Genomic DNA, 14,788 nt, shown 5'->3' on the forward strand with positions numbered 1-14,788 from the left:
AACATTGGAACTTCACCATGCTGGTTTAATTCCTAAGATCATGCGCCATTCCGAACTTGAATGGCTTTAAAAGTCTGTACTACTTGGAAAGATTAAATAATGGATTACAAAACATAGTGAATTCCCAGTCTTGCTTTAACTGAATTAGATGCAATGTCTGATTAGATCTAAGATAATTACTTAAATAATTGTTTTTTAAATAAAAAGTTAAAATTTATGTACTTTTTACGGTACAGATCCATTTTGCTGCTCTAGTTTATGATGATTACTTTGTATCAGGTTTTAAATGATGAGATTCTAATTATTTTTACTAAATAAGAACTTAGATTTTTTTGATGCCGATTTTATACATGTTTCTGCGAAAAATTGATGCGTGTCAATTATTTTTTAAAAGTTGGCATAGCGCTTGCTAATACATCAAGGAGTTTATTAATTACAGCAAAAACGTCGTAATTCGATGTGGGGGAACCTTAGAATGAAATTCACATTAAAAGTATTATCTATGGCTGTTGTTGCAGCGGCTTCAACATTGACCTTTGCGGATGAAACATCATCGGCACACAGCATTTCAGGCAATATTGGGGTTTTCTCTAGCTACAACCTCCGCGGTATCACCAATGTTCCTGAAAACAGTGGAGCAACGGTACAAGGCGGTTTGGATTATAGTCATTCATCAGGTTTTTATGCGGGTTGGTGGGGTTCAACATTAGATTACAATGCAGAAACACCAGAAGGCAGCTCTGACACATTTGAAAATGATTTCTATGCGGGCTACAAAGGCAGCATTACTGAAGACTTAGGCTTCACCCTTGGTGGTATTTACTATTTATATTACCCAGCGGATGATTCAGATGTTTTCGAAACCTTAGTGGGTTTAAATTATAAAGACTTTGCGATTAGTGCCCAAACTTTAACTGATGATGTGAAATGGGGTAATGCGGGCGATACATATTTCTTAGCGACTTACAGTTATGGCTTACCGCGTGACTTTAGTGCTAACTTCGCTTTAGGTGCGTATCTTTACTCAGACAGCGGTGACTTTGAAGGCAATACTTTAAATACAACAGAAGACTTTAATTTCCGTCACTTTACTGCGGGTTTGAGCCATCCATTGGGTGATACTGGTGCAAGCGTGAGCATGGATTATATTGTTGGCGGTTATGACCGTTCAGATGTAAAACAGAAAAACAAAGTCGTATTTGGTTTGAAATACGCGTTCTAATACAGGCGTGAAGGAAAGGCGACATGGGTCGCCTTTTTTATTGGGGCTGTCTATATGATAAGGCTTCACTTAAATGAGTTGTTTGAATTTCTGTCGCATTTGCCAAATCAGCAATCGTTCTTGCCACTCTTAATACCCGATGATAAGCGCGGGCGGATAAATTCAAACGTTGCTGTGCAAGTTCCAACATGTGTTTGGTTTGCGCATTTAAATAGGCATATTGTTCAAGTTGTTGAGGACTCAACGCATGATTGAGACAATTCTGGCGTTGTATCTGTTGCTCATAGGCTTGAATGACCCGTTCCCGAACTTGTGTTGAACTTTCTGCTGCACTTTGTGCCTGTAATTCTTGCACTGTCAGTGGTGGGACATCGATATGCAAATCAATGCGATCAAGAAGGGGGCCTGAAATTCGGTTTTGGTAGCGTTTAATTGATTCCGCTGAACATTGGCAACGCTGGTCCTGATTAAAAGCATAACCACATGGGCAAGGATTCATGGCTGCAATGAGCTGGAAGTTTGCAGGATAGGTAATTTGCCGAGATGCCCGAGAAATGACAATTTCTTTGGATTCTAGAGGTTGTCTTAATACTTCTAAAACTTTGCGATCAAACTCTGGCAATTCATCTAAAAATAGTACCCCTAAATGGGCCAAGGTGATTTCACCAGGTTTGGGCTGCGAACCACCACCCACCAGTGCAATGGCAGAAGCGGTATGATGCGGTGCACGAAACGGACGTTGCCCAAAACGATGCTGAGTATTGGCAACTGAATAAATACTCGCAACTTCTAAATTCTCTTGCGTATCTAAAGGCGGCAGAATGCTGGGTAAGCGTGATGCCAATAAGGTTTTTCCTGTGCCTGGTGGACCACGAAAAAGCAAGGAATGTCCGCCAGCCGCAGCAATTTCTAATCCACGTCGAGGACGCAATTGTCCTTTGACATCTGCCAAATCAAATTTATAAGCCTGTCTATGTGAGTCAGCCTCAACTTTCACGGCCGGCAAGGGATGAGTCTGGCTTAAATGTTCGCAGACGTCTTTGAGATGTTTTGCAGCATACACCTCAAAATGGGGCAGTTGTGCTGCCTCCAATGCATTTTGTTCGGGCAAAATTAAACGATGCTGTGCTTGCTGACAGGCAATGGCAATACTCAAGGTACCTGTGGTTGGACGTAATTGACCGTCTAAAGCCAATTCTCCAATAAATTCAAGCTGATCGACTGAATGTTCTGGTAATTGCCCAGAAGCAATTAAAATGCCCAATGCAATAGGTAAATCTAGGCGTGAACCATCTTTGGGCAAATCTGCGGGTGCAAGATTAATGGTCAGTCGCTTACTGGGGAACTGAAAACCACTATTAATAATGGCAGATCTGACCCGATCTTTACTTTCTCGAACAGCCGCTTCGGCTAATCCAACAATAGTAAGTGATGGTAATCCTTGACTTAAGTGGACTTCAACTTCAATGAGCGGGGCGTGCAGACCCAATAGCCCTCGCGTATTTATTTTAGCAAAAGACATCTTGTTGTTCCGTTTTGGTGCGTTATTTTTGGTCGGTTTTTGTCTTTTATTGCACTAAATGTGTGCTTATTTTTTGTGCTGTAACTTTTGTTCGAGTGCTTCGACTTGAGTAAGTAATTCATTCAAACGCAGATTGGCATTGGCGAGCGCAGTTTTCTGGCGTTCAATTTCATCACGAGAAACCAAATCCATTTTTGTCACTGCTTCATTCAGCAAGGCTCTTAAGTTGTGTTCTAAATCACTTTTGGGTTGTTCTAATTGTTCTAGAATGGCTTGTAATAAAGTTTCAATCATTGTGTTATCCATACTGATGGAGACGAGCGCGAGCAGTGTATCACTGCTCTGACACAGACTGTAGTGCTTTCCCGTGAATCATTAAATATATCTCGCTAAAATCGTCATATTTCTGCGAAAAATGTCCGATATTGAAGGTCTAAGCTTCGATTAACTGGAGAAAATAGGGTATAAATAGAGGCGTGTATAAGGTTTTTAATTTCCCCCAACCTTAAAAATCTTGGCACGAAAATTGAACATAAAACCTTACTGGTGAAAAAAGCCGAAGGAAAAACAAACATGAAGCTAGTAACTGCAATTGTAAAACCCTTTAAATTGGATGATGTGCGTGAAGCATTATCAGAAATTGGTGTTCAAGGGATCACTGTAACTGAAGTCAAAGGTTTTGGTCGTCAAAAAGGTCATACTGAGTTATATCGCGGTGCTGAGTATGTCGTTGATTTTCTACCGAAAGTTAAAATTGAAATCGCGATTAGTGATGAAATGGTTGATGCAGTGATTGAATCTGTAACTCGTGTTGCTAGCACTGGAAAAATTGGTGACGGAAAAATCTTTGTGACTAACTTAGAGCAAGTTATCCGTATTCGTACAGGTGAAACAGGGCCAGATGCTGTTTAATTTGGCATAAAGTTTGCAGAGTATCGAATAACTCGCAAAATTAGGTTGGGGGACACGAATGAAAAAAATGCTACTTGCGCTGAGTCTATCAGGCGCACTCTTAGGAGGTTCTGTTGCTTGGGCTGAAGAAGTCACAGCATCTGCTCCATCAGAAGAAATCACAACTTCAGTTGAAACTACTGCAGCAGCTTTACCCGATGCACAGGCAGTAGCAACACCAGCTCCAGCTGAAGAAGCTGCAGCACCTGTCGCAGAGCCAACTCTTGATACGGGTGACACGGCTTGGATTCTAGTTTCTACTGCATTGGTCTTGTTAATGACCATTCCTGGCTTGGCACTCTTCTACGGTGGTATGGTCCGTAAGAAAAACGTGTTAAGCACCATGGCACACAGCTTTGTTGCGGCAGCAGTGGTCAGCCTTGCTTGGGTGATTGTTGGTTATACGCTTGCCTTTACGGAAGGGAATGCCTTCATTGGTGGTTTTGATAAGGTCATGCTTTCAGGTATTACCACAACTGCCTTAACCGGAACGATTCCAGAAATTCTCTTTGTTATTTTCCAAATGACATTCGCCATTATCACGGTAGCGATTATTAGTGGTTCTATCGCAGAGCGTATGAAATTTGGTGCTTTCGTCGCGTTCATTGCCATTTGGGTCGTGGTCGTCTATGCACCAATTACTCACTGGGTATGGGGTGGTGGTTGGTTATTCAATGACGGTGCACTCGATTTCGCAGGCGGTACAGTGGTCCATATCAACTCAGGTGTTGCAGGTCTAGTGGCTGCATATATGTTGGGTAAACGTATGGGGCTGGGTCGTGAATCTATGGCACCACATAATCTGACTTTAACTGTTCTCGGTGCGAGCCTAGTATGGGTAGGCTGGTTTGGTTTCAATGGTGGTTCAGCATTGGGTGCAAATGGCTCAGCGGGTTATGCACTTGTGACGACACAAGTTGCAGCAGCAGCAGCGGCAGTGGCTTGGTTAATTACTGAAAAAGTTGTACGTGGTAAAGCTTCTGTTCTTGGTGGCGCATCTGGTGCAGTTGCTGGTCTGGTCGTTATTACACCTGCGGCTGGTTTTGTGACTGTCGGTGGTGCATTAGCGATGGGTCTGATCGGCGGTGTGGTGTGCTTCTGGGGGATTACAGGTCTGAAACGTGCCCTTAAAGCTGATGACTCATTAGATGCTTTTGGTTTACACGGTGTGGGTGGTATTGTGGGTGCGATTTTAACTGCATTCTTCGCAAGTGAATTCATCATGGGTGATAACGCTCCTGCGAACATGATGAGCCAATTATGGGTTCAAATTGAAGGTGTACTTGCAACCATCGCTTACTCTGCAGTCTTAACGTTTGTGATCTTAAAAGTGATTGATGTCGTGATTGGCATTCGTGTTGAAGCTGATGATGAGCGTATGGGTCTCGACTTAAGCCAACATGGTGAACGTATTGAATAATTTTATAACGATATAATCAATATATTGTGTAAAACAGCCCGAAAGGGCTGTTTTTTTTCCATATCTAGCGTAATGCTCTACAAAAACCATAATTTTTGCTACACTCAGAATTCAAGATTGTTTTGTTTAATTCAACCGCCATGCATTGTCCCTTTTGCAACGCCGCAGACAGTAAAGTCATCGACTCGCGCTTAGCCGCAGAAGGCTGTCAAATCAGACGTCGCCGTGAATGTATCAGTTGCGGTGAACGCTTCACGACATTTGAAAGTTATGAAGTGGTCATGCCGCGCGTGATTAAATCAGATGGTAAAAATGAACCTTTTGATGAAGCCAAGTTACGTCGTTCATTGATGCATGCTTTACAAAAGCGTCCTGTTACGCAAGAACAAATCGAAGCAGTATTAAGCGATATCCAACTGCATATTCGTCGATTAGGTGAACGTGATGTGAAATCACGGACCATCGGAGAAATTGTGATGCAAGCTTTATTTGCACTGGATCATGTGGCTTATGTACGTTTTGCTTCGGTCTATCAAGACTTTCAGGATGTAGAAGCTTTCCGTCGTCAAATTGAACAAATGCAACAACGTGAACATGAGTGAGTGTGCCTGTGTCTGAGTTAAGCCAAGACCAAATCTGGATGCAACGTGCCATTCGTCTCGCACAACAAGGTCAGTATTCGACTCGACCAAATCCAAATGTTGGCTGCGTGATTGTCAAAGATGGACAAGTGGTGGGGGAAGGATTTCACCCACGAGCGGGGCAGCCACATGCCGAAGTCTTCGCTATTCGTGACGCGGGTGCGTTGACCCAAGGGGCGACTGCCTATGTCACTTTAGAGCCTTGTGCGCATTATGGACGAACCCCACCTTGTGCTAAAGGTCTAGTAGAAGCAGGTATTGCACAAGTTGTAGTGGCTTGTTCCGATCCAAATCCACTGGTGGCGGGTAAAGGCATTCAAATTCTTCAGGAAGCAGGCATTCAGGTCACTACAGGTGTATGTGAAGCTGATGCAGCAGTATTGAACCGTGGTTTTCTGAAAGCCATGGCAACAGGTTTGCCTTATGTCCGTTTAAAAGTTGCCTCGAGTTTGGATGGGCGAACAGCCATGGCATCGGGTGAGTCAAAATGGATTACTGGACCAGAAGCAAGACAGGATGTGCAGCACTGGCGTGCCATTTCTGGGGCTGTGATTACGGGAATTGAGACCGTTCTGGCGGATGATTGTCTATTGAATGTCCGTCAATTGCCTGATGTAGATGATATCAATACTGTGGTACAACCCAAGCGGGTGGTGTTGGATCGTCAAGGTCGGTTACCTTTAAATGCCAAAATTTTACAACAGCCTGATACCGTGATGGTGATGGGACCTTTTCGTGCTGAACTGGCGCAACTGGGTGTTATCCAGTTAGAAATTCAGTCTTTACATAGTTTGCTACGCACGCTGAAAGATTTTCAAATTTACGATGTGTTGGTAGAAGCCGGTGCAACCTTATCTAGTGCGTTCTTGCAACAGGGTTTGGTGGATGAGCTCATCAGTTATGTCGCACCAACTTTATTGGGTCAATCCGCACGCGCGATGTTTAATGCAGAATTTGAGCATTTGGCAGAGCAACTTCGATTTAAGCTTATCGATGTTTCCCAAATCGGAAATGATGTGCGCTTAAGACTAACTCCCCTTCAAGAGTCTATATGAATCAAGAGTCTACGGTTTATCATAAACGACGTCACGCGGCACGGACCACAGACGAATACTTATTTCATCAATTGGTTCCTTATTTAGGAAACAAGCGTCGTTTATTGCATCTGATTTTAGAGGCACTTGAACAAACAGGGACCTTGAATGCCAAAGGTCGTGCGCCGATTTTTGCTGACTTCTTTGCAGGCAGTGGCGTAGTATCGCGTTTAGCCCGTCAAAATGGATATCGTGTCATCGCCAATGACTGGGAACCTTATAGCCATGCCTTGAACCACGCTATTTTGGCTTGTGTTGATGCACCAGCATTTAAAGAGTTGGGTGGCTATCAAAAGGCAATTGATTATTTAAACCGTTTGCCTGAAGTGAAAGGTTGGGTCACGCACAATTTGTGTCCACGCAATGACGAAATTTATGATCCTGCCCGAGACCGATTGTTCTTTAAGCGTCGTAATGGTATGCGAATTGATGCCATTCGCCAGCAAATCGCCACTTGGCAGGCACAAGGTGCGATTGATGATGTCGAAATGAGTGCTTTACTGGCACCACTATTGTATTCGGCCAGTTTCGTCAGTAATACCAGTGGTGTTTTTAAAAGTTTCCATCATGGCTGGGGGGGTAAAACCCAAACAGCATTGGAACGTATCGAATCTTTATTGTGGCTGACACCGAGCCGTTTTAGTGAAGTGGGGAATAATAAACAAAAGACCCCGATGGCTGAAATGTGGTGTGTCGATGCACAGCATCTGGCGAATCAGATGAGTGGCTTTGAAGTGGATGTCGCCTATTTAGATCCTCCATATAACCAGCATGCCTACAGCAGTAACTATCATGTGCTCAATGCCTTAACCTTATGGGATCAGGTGGATTTGCCGAGCCCAGATACCAAAGGCTTTAAGAGTGGGATTGACCGTGCTTGGCGTAAAGAGCGCCCGAGTCCGTACAACTCTTCTAAATATGCCAAAGAAGCCTATGAAAAATTACTGTCAACGATCAATGCTCGTTATATTCTGACCAGTTATTCGACCGATGGTAATATTGAAGCTGCTGATCTGCTCAAAGCCAATCTTGAGCGTGGACGCGTAACCCTGTTAACCCAAGATGTACCACGTTATCGGGTCAGCAAGCAGCGTCAGTCTGAGCGCGCACGCGTATTGGAATTTATTGTGATTACCGATACCCATGCTAAACCTGGTCCACCATTACGTCAGTTGTTGGGTCAGTTGTATCACTTTGCAGAGTTGGGTGGAGTCGATACTTCGGGCGTGAGTACCCAATTGGCATTGTGGTAAGTCCAAATTCAGGAAAGAGAAAGATTATGTTTACAGGAATTATTGAAAGTCTTGGTCGCGTCGAAAGCTTACAAAGCGTGGGTGGTGATGTACGTTTACGTATTCAAACTGATCTGGACATGTCGGATGTACACTTAGGTGACTCGATTGCCACTAATGGCATCTGCCTGACCGTGATTGAATGGGGTGACAATTGGTATGCCGCTGATGTTTCGCGTGAAAGTCTGAATCGAACGACTTTAGGCCACTGGAAAGTGGGTCAACCTGTGAATGTGGAAAAAGCCATGTTGCCGACCACACGTTTTGGTGGACATATTGTCAGTGGACATGTGGATGCTGTAGGTGAGATTACGTTGGTACGTGAAGATGCACGCTCCCTCTATTTTGAAGTGACTGCGCCTGCGGAAATTGCTAAATATTTAGCAGAGAAAGGTTCGGTAACAGTAGATGGCATTAGTCTGACCATCAACCATTTACGTGGCAATATCTTGAGTTTGAATTTGATTCCGCATACGGCTGAACGAACCAATATTGGCACTTGGAAAGTCGGTTCTAAAGTGAATTTAGAAGTGGATGTTTTGGCGCGTTATATCGAACGTTTGCTTTTGGGCGATAAAGCGGCAGAGACCCAAGAACAGTCTAAAATCAGTATGGACTTTTTGGCGGAAAACGGCTTTTTGAAATAAAAACTATATATTCGCTCTGAAAACAGCCTAGAATACTAGGCTGTTTTCGTTTCATATTTGAGTGAAATAAAGCGCGTGATACTTAAATTGAATAGCGTAGATTTATGTAATGCTTGATTTTTTTCTAAATCTTGAACAAATGCTGCCGATGCTATTGGCTCAGTATGGCACATGGATCTATGCCATCTTGTTTCTGATTATTTTTGCAGAAACAGGCTTTGTGTTCATGTTTTTTTTGCCTGGCGATAGCTTATTGATTGCCGTGGGTGCATTGTGTTCATCTTCAGCCATCATCCAACTACATAGTATGGGGATCGTGCTGATTATTGCTGCGATCTTAGGTTATGCCGTTAATTACTATACAGGCAAGAAACTGGGCTTTAAGTATTTGCATCGCCATTCGCGTTGGATGAAACCCGAATATTTAAGCAAAACCAACCATTACTTTGTTAAACATGGTGGCAAGACCATTATGTTGGCGCGTTTTATTCCCTTTGTACGTTCCTTTGCGCCTTTTGCTGCGGGGGCAGGGCATATGAAACTTTCCAGTTTTATGTGGTACAACACCGTTGGCAGTTTGATCTGGATTGGTGTCTTGCTCAGTATTGGTTATGGTGCGGGCAATATCTTTTTTGCGACACTGGAATTGGTGGAGTGATCTGTTTACAGATCACTCAATGACTTCAGATAAATGTTTGAAGTTTAGTGTTTGATAATGGTTACAGCAGGTTCATCGTGCCAAGTGAGGTTTTCACTTTTTGGGGATAGGCTGAAATGTCCTTTTTCAGATTCGCGGGTTAAAAACACTGAAAGTGATTGAAAATCAGCTCGACTAATCAGCAATTTTTGCGCAGATACTATCCATTGTTCGCCTGAATCGAGTGCAGAAATGCGGTGAGAAACGTGGTTCAGTAGGTCCATTTTTTCTTCCTGATTTATTGATAAGTCAATTTTTGGCGTGGTCACTTTAAACCGTTCGTTTTAAAGTGATGACCATCATGTGACATTTATGTGTCAATTTCATGACATTGGTAAAATCAGAAAGAAAAAATTAAATAATTGGTTTTACATCAGAAAAATTAGAATTTTGTAATATATATTCAATTTCTTCTTGCGCTGCAGCACGCAGTTTGTGGCGGAATTGATTGACCGCTTGTTCAATTTGGGCTTCGGCTTCAAGCTCCAGACGTAAGCGTACGCTTTCCAGTTCAGAGTGAATGCGCTGGTCAAAATGTCCAAGACCAGGTGCAAAGTCTAGGGTTTGGCTACTATCATTTTGATGGTAACGCTCGGCATAGTCGAGGGTTTCTTGTTCAATCTGCTGGCGTAAATGAGCTAAGGTTTGGGTCTGCTGGGCAAATTGACGCCCTTCATCTTCCCACAATTGTTGCGCATAAAGTGCAGCTGCTGCGCGCTTTTCTGCCAGAGATTTTTCTAGCGCCAGTTGGCGACGAATCCGCGCTTCTTCAATTAAGCGTGCTTTTAAGTCAGCATAAGCCTGTTCAATAATTTGCTGCGCTTGATCTTGAGCTTTTTGATCTGCTGCCAACCACAATTGCGTCTGGGTATTCGGCTGTAATAAATCACAGATATGGTTGAGGTCATCCATAAATGTCTGACGCACAGCTTCGGGCGCATCTAACCAGCGCTGTTTAAAATCTGGACCGACATTTAATGCCACCATATATCTCCCTGAGGTTGAACAATTACAGCTTGAAAGTTTGAGGTTCAATGCCTAAGCGTCGATATTGTTTAAATTTTTCACGACCGAGCTGTTTGGCAGACTCATTATTCTCAATAATTTCTATAATTTGGCTAAATTCATGCAATTGATCAAGTGCCTGATTGTTAAAATTAAAGACAATCCAATCATTTTCTTTGGGCAAGTGTGCAGAGATGCAGACGCGTGCCTGCTCTTGATCAATGCCATGACCGATAAAGCTGGTGTCGTCAAAACTCCATAAGCGTTCATCCAGTTGTTGCTGTAAATCAGCATCGGGGCAATACAGCCAAATCCGTTTTGGTTGACGCAGAATTTTACGGCACAAACGGCAAGTACTTTCGACTTGCCGTTCTGGACTTTTTTCAAACAGATAAAAGCTAACTTTAGCCATTCGTGTTAACGCGGTTGGCTAAGAATTGCATTAACAATGGGACTGGACGACCAGTTGCACCTTTGCTGCTGCCAGATAACCATGCTGTGCCAGCAATATCTAAATGCGCCCAGCGGTATTCACGAGTAAAGCGCTGTAGGAAGCATGCTGCGGTGACGGAACCTGCTTTTGGACCACCAATATTGGCGATATCCGCAAAAGGTGAATCGAGCTGTTCTTGATAATCATCAATTACCGGCATGCGCCAGACACGGTCAAATGCGGTTTGCCCAGCCGCATTAATTTCTGCTGCAAGTTCATCATCAGGGGTGAACATACCTGTTAATACAGAGCCTAATGCCACTACACAGGCACCTGTTAAAGTCGCAATATCAATGACTAGCTCTGGGTTAAAGCGTTTGATATAGGTTAAGGTGTCGCACAGCACTAAACGACCTTCGGCATCGGTATTTAAGATTTCGACGGTTTGACCACTCATACTGGTGACAATATCCCCTGGACGGGTCGCCTGACCTGAAGGCATGTTTTCCGCAGCCGCAATGGCACCCACCACATGAATTGGTAATTTCGCTTCACATAACGCTCGTAAAGTGCCAAGTACTGAAGCCGCACCACACATGTCGAATTTCATTTCGTCCATGCCGAGACCAGGTTTGAGTGAAATACCACCTGTATCAAATGTTACGCCTTTGCCGACCAAAACAATTGGTGCTTGTTCAGGCTGACCTTTATATTCAAGGGTAATGATACGACCTGGACGATTTGAACCACGGCTTACTGCGAGGAAGGCAAACATGCCCATATCCGCCATTTCCTGCTCATTGATGATGGTTACTTTGAGTAGTTCTGGATATTGCTGTGCTAAAGCTAAGGCTTGATCGGCAAGATATTCTGGGAAGCAGATATTGCCAGGACGGTTGCCTAAGTCACGTGCATAATTCTGACCCGATTGAATGGCTTGAATCAGACTTAACTGTTGGCTGCTTAATGGACTTTGCGCTGCAACCAGTCCAACTTCGCTGAGTAAAAATTCATTCTTTTTCGATTTGAATTCATCATAACCATAGGCTGCTTGGGTCAGGCTCAAGGCGAATACATAGTGTAAGGCTTCAGGCAAAGCATTCAGATCAACTTGAATCTGCTGATATTTTTTTTGTGAAGATTTGATAATAGTTTGTGCAATTTTTGCTAATTTTGCAGGCTGTAAGTCTTCAACTTTATCCAGTCCAATTAAGACAGCATGAGCATAGCCGGGAATCTTTGCCAACAAAGGCAATGTCTCATTTAAGCCCGCTTTAAATTGAGTTGCTTGAGCAATCTGTTCTAAGTCATTGATTTGATATGTGGCTGCAATCTGAGCGAGTTGAGAGTTGGTGGCTAAAATGAATAAAGCCTGATCGGTAGCGGGGCTTGGTAGAGCGGTATTCAAGCTGAGTTTCATAGGGGGTCTTCACGCCTTTGAGAGTGTTAAGTCATTCAGCCATTGAAACATTTTTAGGGATAGAGTTTCAATGCAGATGCAGGGGAATAGGTTTTATATTTTTAACATTCGGGTAAACTATCGTTAGTTTTACTCTTTTTAAAAATTGGAAGAATCAATTTGATTATTCGGCGTTATTTAGTCAAGCAAGTGGTCTCTACCTCATTGGTTGTAATTGCCTTATTGACCTTAATTATGATGGGTGGCCGATTAATCAAATATTTCGGCGTGGCTGCTCAAGGTCGTTTAGATGCCAGCATTTTATTTAGCATCATTGGCTATCGCTTACCTGAATTTTTAACCTTGATTCTTCCTTTAGGTTTTTTCATTGGTTTAATGCTAGTCTTTGGTCGTTTATATGTCGATCATGAGATGGCCGTCATGAATGGCAGTGGGGTGAGCCGTCATCAGTTGGCGCGTTTACTCATCCCAATGACCCTGATTTTTATGTTGGTTCAAGCAGGTTTAATGCTGTGGATGTCTCCGTGGGGGCTACGTCAGTTTGAACAGCTCACCACCAGCCAAGCGGTACGTACTGGCTTCGATCTAGTTCGTCCCAAAGAGTTTATCTCTTCGGGTCCCTATACCATTTATGCAGGGGATTTATCCGAAGATCGCCGTAATCTGAAAGATATTTTCTTCTACCAGCGTGCGGAAAAAGAAGGCAAGCCAGATGTGATGATTCTGGCGAAGGAAGCCACACGAGTGGAAGTCGCGAATGACAGCGCCAATGTGGTGGATCTGGTGCAAGGACGTCGTTATGAAATCTATTCAGGTAAGCCCAAATACACCCAAGCCGAATTCCAAAGTTATCGTTTACGTTTAGAAAGTGATAAAGAAGCCAAATTTGAAAGTGCGGAAGTTGAAGCGCTCCCGACTGGAAAGCTATGGCAAAACCGCAATGATCCAGTAGTGGCGAGTGAATTGGGTTGGCGGATTTTTGTCCCTTTGGTGATGATTGTGGCATTAGGCTTGGCAGTTGCATTATCTGAAGTGAGTCCGCGTCAGGGACGTTATTTAAAACTGTTCCCTGCCTTATTGATTTTTGCCAGCTTGATTGTGGCAATGATGGCGATTAAAACCCGCGTGAGCAAACAGGAAATTGGGGTTTGGGCTTATCCATTGGTGTTATTTGTCTATGCCATTGCAGCTGCGATTTTCTCGCGTAAGCAAAAATTAGCCCCAAAAATTAAGAAACAGATTCAGCGAGTGAGGTCTTAAAAATGTTTGCACGTCGTATTGTCGCGAAACATGTGACCAAGACCACCGCCTATGCCATGTTGGGGGCAACAGCGGTCCTATCTGTCTTACAAGTTTTATTTACCTATTTAGGGGAGCTGGGTGATCTCAACGACACCTATACCGCTTGGCAGGCGCTAATTTATGTATTGTGGGGTGCACCACGGTATCTGTATGAAATTTTACCAATTGCCGCACTGATTGGGGCTGTGCTCGGTTTAGGTACTATGGCATCCAACAGTGAATTGATTGTGATGCGTTCCATCGGGATCAGTCTCTGGCGCATTGTAGGGTGGGTCATCCGTTCCGCATTAATTCTGGTGGTTCTCTCTTTTGTGCTGAGTGAATGGGTGATTCCTTATACCAATGAACAAGCCAAAAGCGTGAAGAGTCAACGGAGCGTGGCAGCTTTGGGCGAGGTCAAGGGATATTGGACGCGTGAAGGTCAGCGCTTTATCTATATTGATTATGCCAATTCCCAAGGACAGTTACGTAATATTCAAGTGGTCGATTTTAACCAAGAATACCGTTTGAATAGTGTGCTGAATGCAGAGCAGGGGCAGTTTTTACGAGATGGTCAGTGGAGCTTAAAAAATACCGAGCAAATGGAGATTCAGGCGGCTGGTAATGCGACTTTGCAGCGTACTGTACAGCAACCATTAGCATTGGCATTACAACCTAAATATGTGCATATGGTCACCATTGATCCTGAGGATTTGTCACCAAGTCAATTGGTCAGTTTCATGCGCTATATGCATGAATATAGCCAAGTTCCGAAAACCTATCAGTTGGCCTTTTGGCAAAAAGTGGGTTCACCGTTTGCTCTGATTGCGCTAGTTTTAATTGCTTGTTCGTTTATTTTTGGACCTTTACGCCAGCAATCCATGGGTTTCCGTTTGGTCATCGCTTTATTTATCGGTCTTACCTTCTTTTATTTGCAAGACTTTCTAGGTTATGCCAGCTTGGTCTATTCACCTTCACCGGCTTGGTTCGTATTTGTGCCGATTGTCTTGATGTTTATTGTCGGCGGTTATTTATTACGCCGTGCTCGCTAATATTTTGTGCAGATTGGAGAAAACAATCTGCACAAGCAAGTTTAACCCTGTTGCATACATGGAGTCTTGAGCGAAAATTCGGTAATATAGTGCGACCAATTTATAGACAAA

At 43.4% G+C, this 14,788-nt stretch carries 16 protein-coding genes; 10 read left to right on the forward strand and 6 right to left on the reverse strand.

Going from position 1 to position 14,788, the window contains the following annotated elements:
- Positions 1 to 475: 475 nt before the first annotated feature.
- The gene (locus MKI85_RS13210; RefSeq protein WP_241628258.1) at positions 476 to 1,222 is read left to right on the forward strand and encodes a TorF family putative porin; all 747 of its coding nucleotides are present in this window, start codon (positions 476 to 478) and stop codon (positions 1,220 to 1,222) included.
- 37 nt (positions 1,223 to 1,259) lie between these two features.
- Here the strand turns inward: MKI85_RS13210 and MKI85_RS13215 are convergent, their stop codons facing one another.
- On the reverse strand, positions 1,260 to 2,744 hold the full coding sequence (locus MKI85_RS13215) for a YifB family Mg chelatase-like AAA ATPase (protein WP_241628260.1): 1,485 nt from the start codon (positions 2,742 to 2,744) through the stop codon (positions 1,260 to 1,262).
- A 66-nt stretch (positions 2,745 to 2,810) separates the two neighbouring features.
- On the reverse strand, positions 2,811 to 3,038 hold the full coding sequence (locus MKI85_RS13220; protein ID WP_241628261.1) for an accessory factor UbiK family protein: 228 nt from the start codon (positions 3,036 to 3,038) through the stop codon (positions 2,811 to 2,813).
- Positions 3,039 to 3,317: 279 nt separating this feature from the next.
- On the opposite strand from MKI85_RS13220, the gene glnK reads away from it, so the two are divergent.
- The 7 genes from glnK to MKI85_RS13255 all read left to right on the forward strand — a co-directional run bounded on the left by glnK (position 3,318) and on the right by MKI85_RS13255 (position 9,447).
- Entirely contained in the window at positions 3,318 to 3,656 is a 339-nt protein-coding gene (gene glnK / locus MKI85_RS13225) for a P-II family nitrogen regulator (RefSeq protein ID WP_016168502.1), read from the forward strand.
- A 58-nt stretch (positions 3,657 to 3,714) separates the two neighbouring features.
- Complete coding sequence (locus MKI85_RS13230) at positions 3,715 to 5,115, forward strand: ammonium transporter (RefSeq protein WP_241628262.1); 1,401 nt, start codon at positions 3,715 to 3,717, stop codon at positions 5,113 to 5,115.
- 140 nt (positions 5,116 to 5,255) lie between these two features.
- Positions 5,256 to 5,717 (forward strand): transcriptional regulator NrdR, encoded by a 462-nt coding sequence (gene nrdR, locus MKI85_RS13235; protein WP_116762406.1) that lies wholly within the window; start codon positions 5,256 to 5,258, stop codon positions 5,715 to 5,717.
- An 8-nt stretch (positions 5,718 to 5,725) separates the two neighbouring features.
- Positions 5,726 to 6,811 carry a bifunctional diaminohydroxyphosphoribosylaminopyrimidine deaminase/5-amino-6-(5-phosphoribosylamino)uracil reductase RibD gene (gene ribD / locus MKI85_RS13240; protein ID WP_241628263.1) on the forward strand — a complete coding sequence of 362 codons (1,086 nt, stop codon included), beginning with the start codon at positions 5,726 to 5,728 and terminating at the stop codon, positions 6,809 to 6,811.
- Entirely contained in the window at positions 6,808 to 8,103 is a 1,296-nt protein-coding gene (locus tag MKI85_RS13245) for a DNA adenine methylase (RefSeq protein WP_241628264.1), read from the forward strand. Before ribD ends, MKI85_RS13245 begins: the two co-directional genes overlap by 4 nt.
- 26 nt (positions 8,104 to 8,129) lie before the next feature.
- Positions 8,130 to 8,789, forward strand: a complete 660-nt coding sequence (locus tag MKI85_RS13250; protein ID WP_241628265.1) for a riboflavin synthase — start codon at positions 8,130 to 8,132, stop codon at positions 8,787 to 8,789.
- 109 nt (positions 8,790 to 8,898) lie between these two features.
- On the forward strand, positions 8,899 to 9,447 hold the full coding sequence (locus tag MKI85_RS13255) for a VTT domain-containing protein (RefSeq protein ID WP_241628266.1): 549 nt from the start codon (positions 8,899 to 8,901) through the stop codon (positions 9,445 to 9,447).
- Positions 9,448 to 9,491: 44 nt separating this feature from the next.
- Here the strand turns inward: MKI85_RS13255 and MKI85_RS13260 are convergent, their stop codons facing one another.
- The 4 genes from MKI85_RS13260 to MKI85_RS13275 all read right to left on the reverse strand — a co-directional run bounded on the left by MKI85_RS13260 (position 9,492) and on the right by MKI85_RS13275 (position 12,344).
- A complete protein-coding gene (locus tag MKI85_RS13260; RefSeq protein WP_241628267.1) occupies positions 9,492 to 9,710 on the reverse strand; it encodes a hypothetical protein in 219 nt (72 codons plus the stop codon).
- A gap of 130 nt (positions 9,711 to 9,840) precedes the next feature.
- Entirely contained in the window at positions 9,841 to 10,473 is a 633-nt protein-coding gene (blhA, locus tag MKI85_RS13265; RefSeq protein ID WP_241628268.1) for a cell division protein BlhA, read from the reverse strand.
- Positions 10,474 to 10,495: 22 nt separating this feature from the next.
- Positions 10,496 to 10,903: a DNA polymerase III subunit chi gene (locus MKI85_RS13270; RefSeq protein WP_241628270.1), complete on the reverse strand. Its 408-nt coding sequence runs from the start codon at positions 10,901 to 10,903 to the stop codon at positions 10,496 to 10,498.
- Positions 10,896 to 12,344 carry a leucyl aminopeptidase gene (locus MKI85_RS13275; protein WP_241628271.1) on the reverse strand — a complete coding sequence of 483 codons (1,449 nt, stop codon included), beginning with the start codon at positions 12,342 to 12,344 and terminating at the stop codon, positions 10,896 to 10,898. Before MKI85_RS13275 ends, MKI85_RS13270 begins: the two co-directional genes overlap by 8 nt.
- Positions 12,345 to 12,503: 159 nt before the next feature.
- Here MKI85_RS13275 and lptF point away from each other — a divergent pair, with 159 nt between their 5' ends.
- Positions 12,504 to 13,604, forward strand: a complete 1,101-nt coding sequence (lptF, locus tag MKI85_RS13280) for an LPS export ABC transporter permease LptF (RefSeq protein ID WP_241628273.1) — start codon at positions 12,504 to 12,506, stop codon at positions 13,602 to 13,604.
- A 2-nt stretch (positions 13,605 to 13,606) separates the two neighbouring features.
- A complete protein-coding gene (lptG, locus tag MKI85_RS13285; protein ID WP_241628275.1) occupies positions 13,607 to 14,677 on the forward strand; it encodes an LPS export ABC transporter permease LptG in 1,071 nt (356 codons plus the stop codon).
- The last annotated feature ends 111 nt before the right edge of the window (positions 14,678 to 14,788 follow it).

The organism is Acinetobacter zhairuonensis, from assembly GCF_022601715.1.
Classification (GTDB): domain Bacteria; phylum Pseudomonadota; class Gammaproteobacteria; order Pseudomonadales; family Moraxellaceae; genus Acinetobacter.

Bases quoted from the DNA above. Each gene is read 5' to 3' on its own strand.
- MKI85_RS13210 (WP_241628258.1), top strand. From the start codon at position 476: ATGAAATTCACATTAAAAGTATTATCTATGGCTGTTGTTGCAGCGGCT.
- MKI85_RS13215 (WP_241628260.1), bottom strand. From the start codon at position 2,744: ATGTCTTTTGCTAAAATAAATACGCGAGGGCTATTGGGTCTGCACGCC.
- MKI85_RS13220 (WP_241628261.1), bottom strand. From the start codon at position 3,038: ATGATTGAAACTTTATTACAAGCCATTCTAGAACAATTAGAACAACCC.
- glnK (WP_016168502.1), top strand. From the start codon at position 3,318: ATGAAGCTAGTAACTGCAATTGTAAAACCCTTTAAATTGGATGATGTG.
- MKI85_RS13230 (WP_241628262.1), top strand. From the start codon at position 3,715: ATGAAAAAAATGCTACTTGCGCTGAGTCTATCAGGCGCACTCTTAGGA.
- nrdR (WP_116762406.1), top strand. From the start codon at position 5,256: ATGCATTGTCCCTTTTGCAACGCCGCAGACAGTAAAGTCATCGACTCG.
- MKI85_RS13245 (WP_241628264.1), top strand. From the start codon at position 6,808: ATGAATCAAGAGTCTACGGTTTATCATAAACGACGTCACGCGGCACGG.
- MKI85_RS13250 (WP_241628265.1), top strand. From the start codon at position 8,130: ATGTTTACAGGAATTATTGAAAGTCTTGGTCGCGTCGAAAGCTTACAA.
- MKI85_RS13255 (WP_241628266.1), top strand. From the start codon at position 8,899: ATGCTTGATTTTTTTCTAAATCTTGAACAAATGCTGCCGATGCTATTG.
- MKI85_RS13260 (WP_241628267.1), bottom strand. From the start codon at position 9,710: ATGGACCTACTGAACCACGTTTCTCACCGCATTTCTGCACTCGATTCA.
- blhA (WP_241628268.1), bottom strand. From the start codon at position 10,473: ATGGTGGCATTAAATGTCGGTCCAGATTTTAAACAGCGCTGGTTAGAT.
- MKI85_RS13270 (WP_241628270.1), bottom strand. From the start codon at position 10,903: ATGGCTAAAGTTAGCTTTTATCTGTTTGAAAAAAGTCCAGAACGGCAA.
- MKI85_RS13275 (WP_241628271.1), bottom strand. From the start codon at position 12,344: ATGAAACTCAGCTTGAATACCGCTCTACCAAGCCCCGCTACCGATCAG.
- lptG (WP_241628275.1), top strand. From the start codon at position 13,607: ATGTTTGCACGTCGTATTGTCGCGAAACATGTGACCAAGACCACCGCC.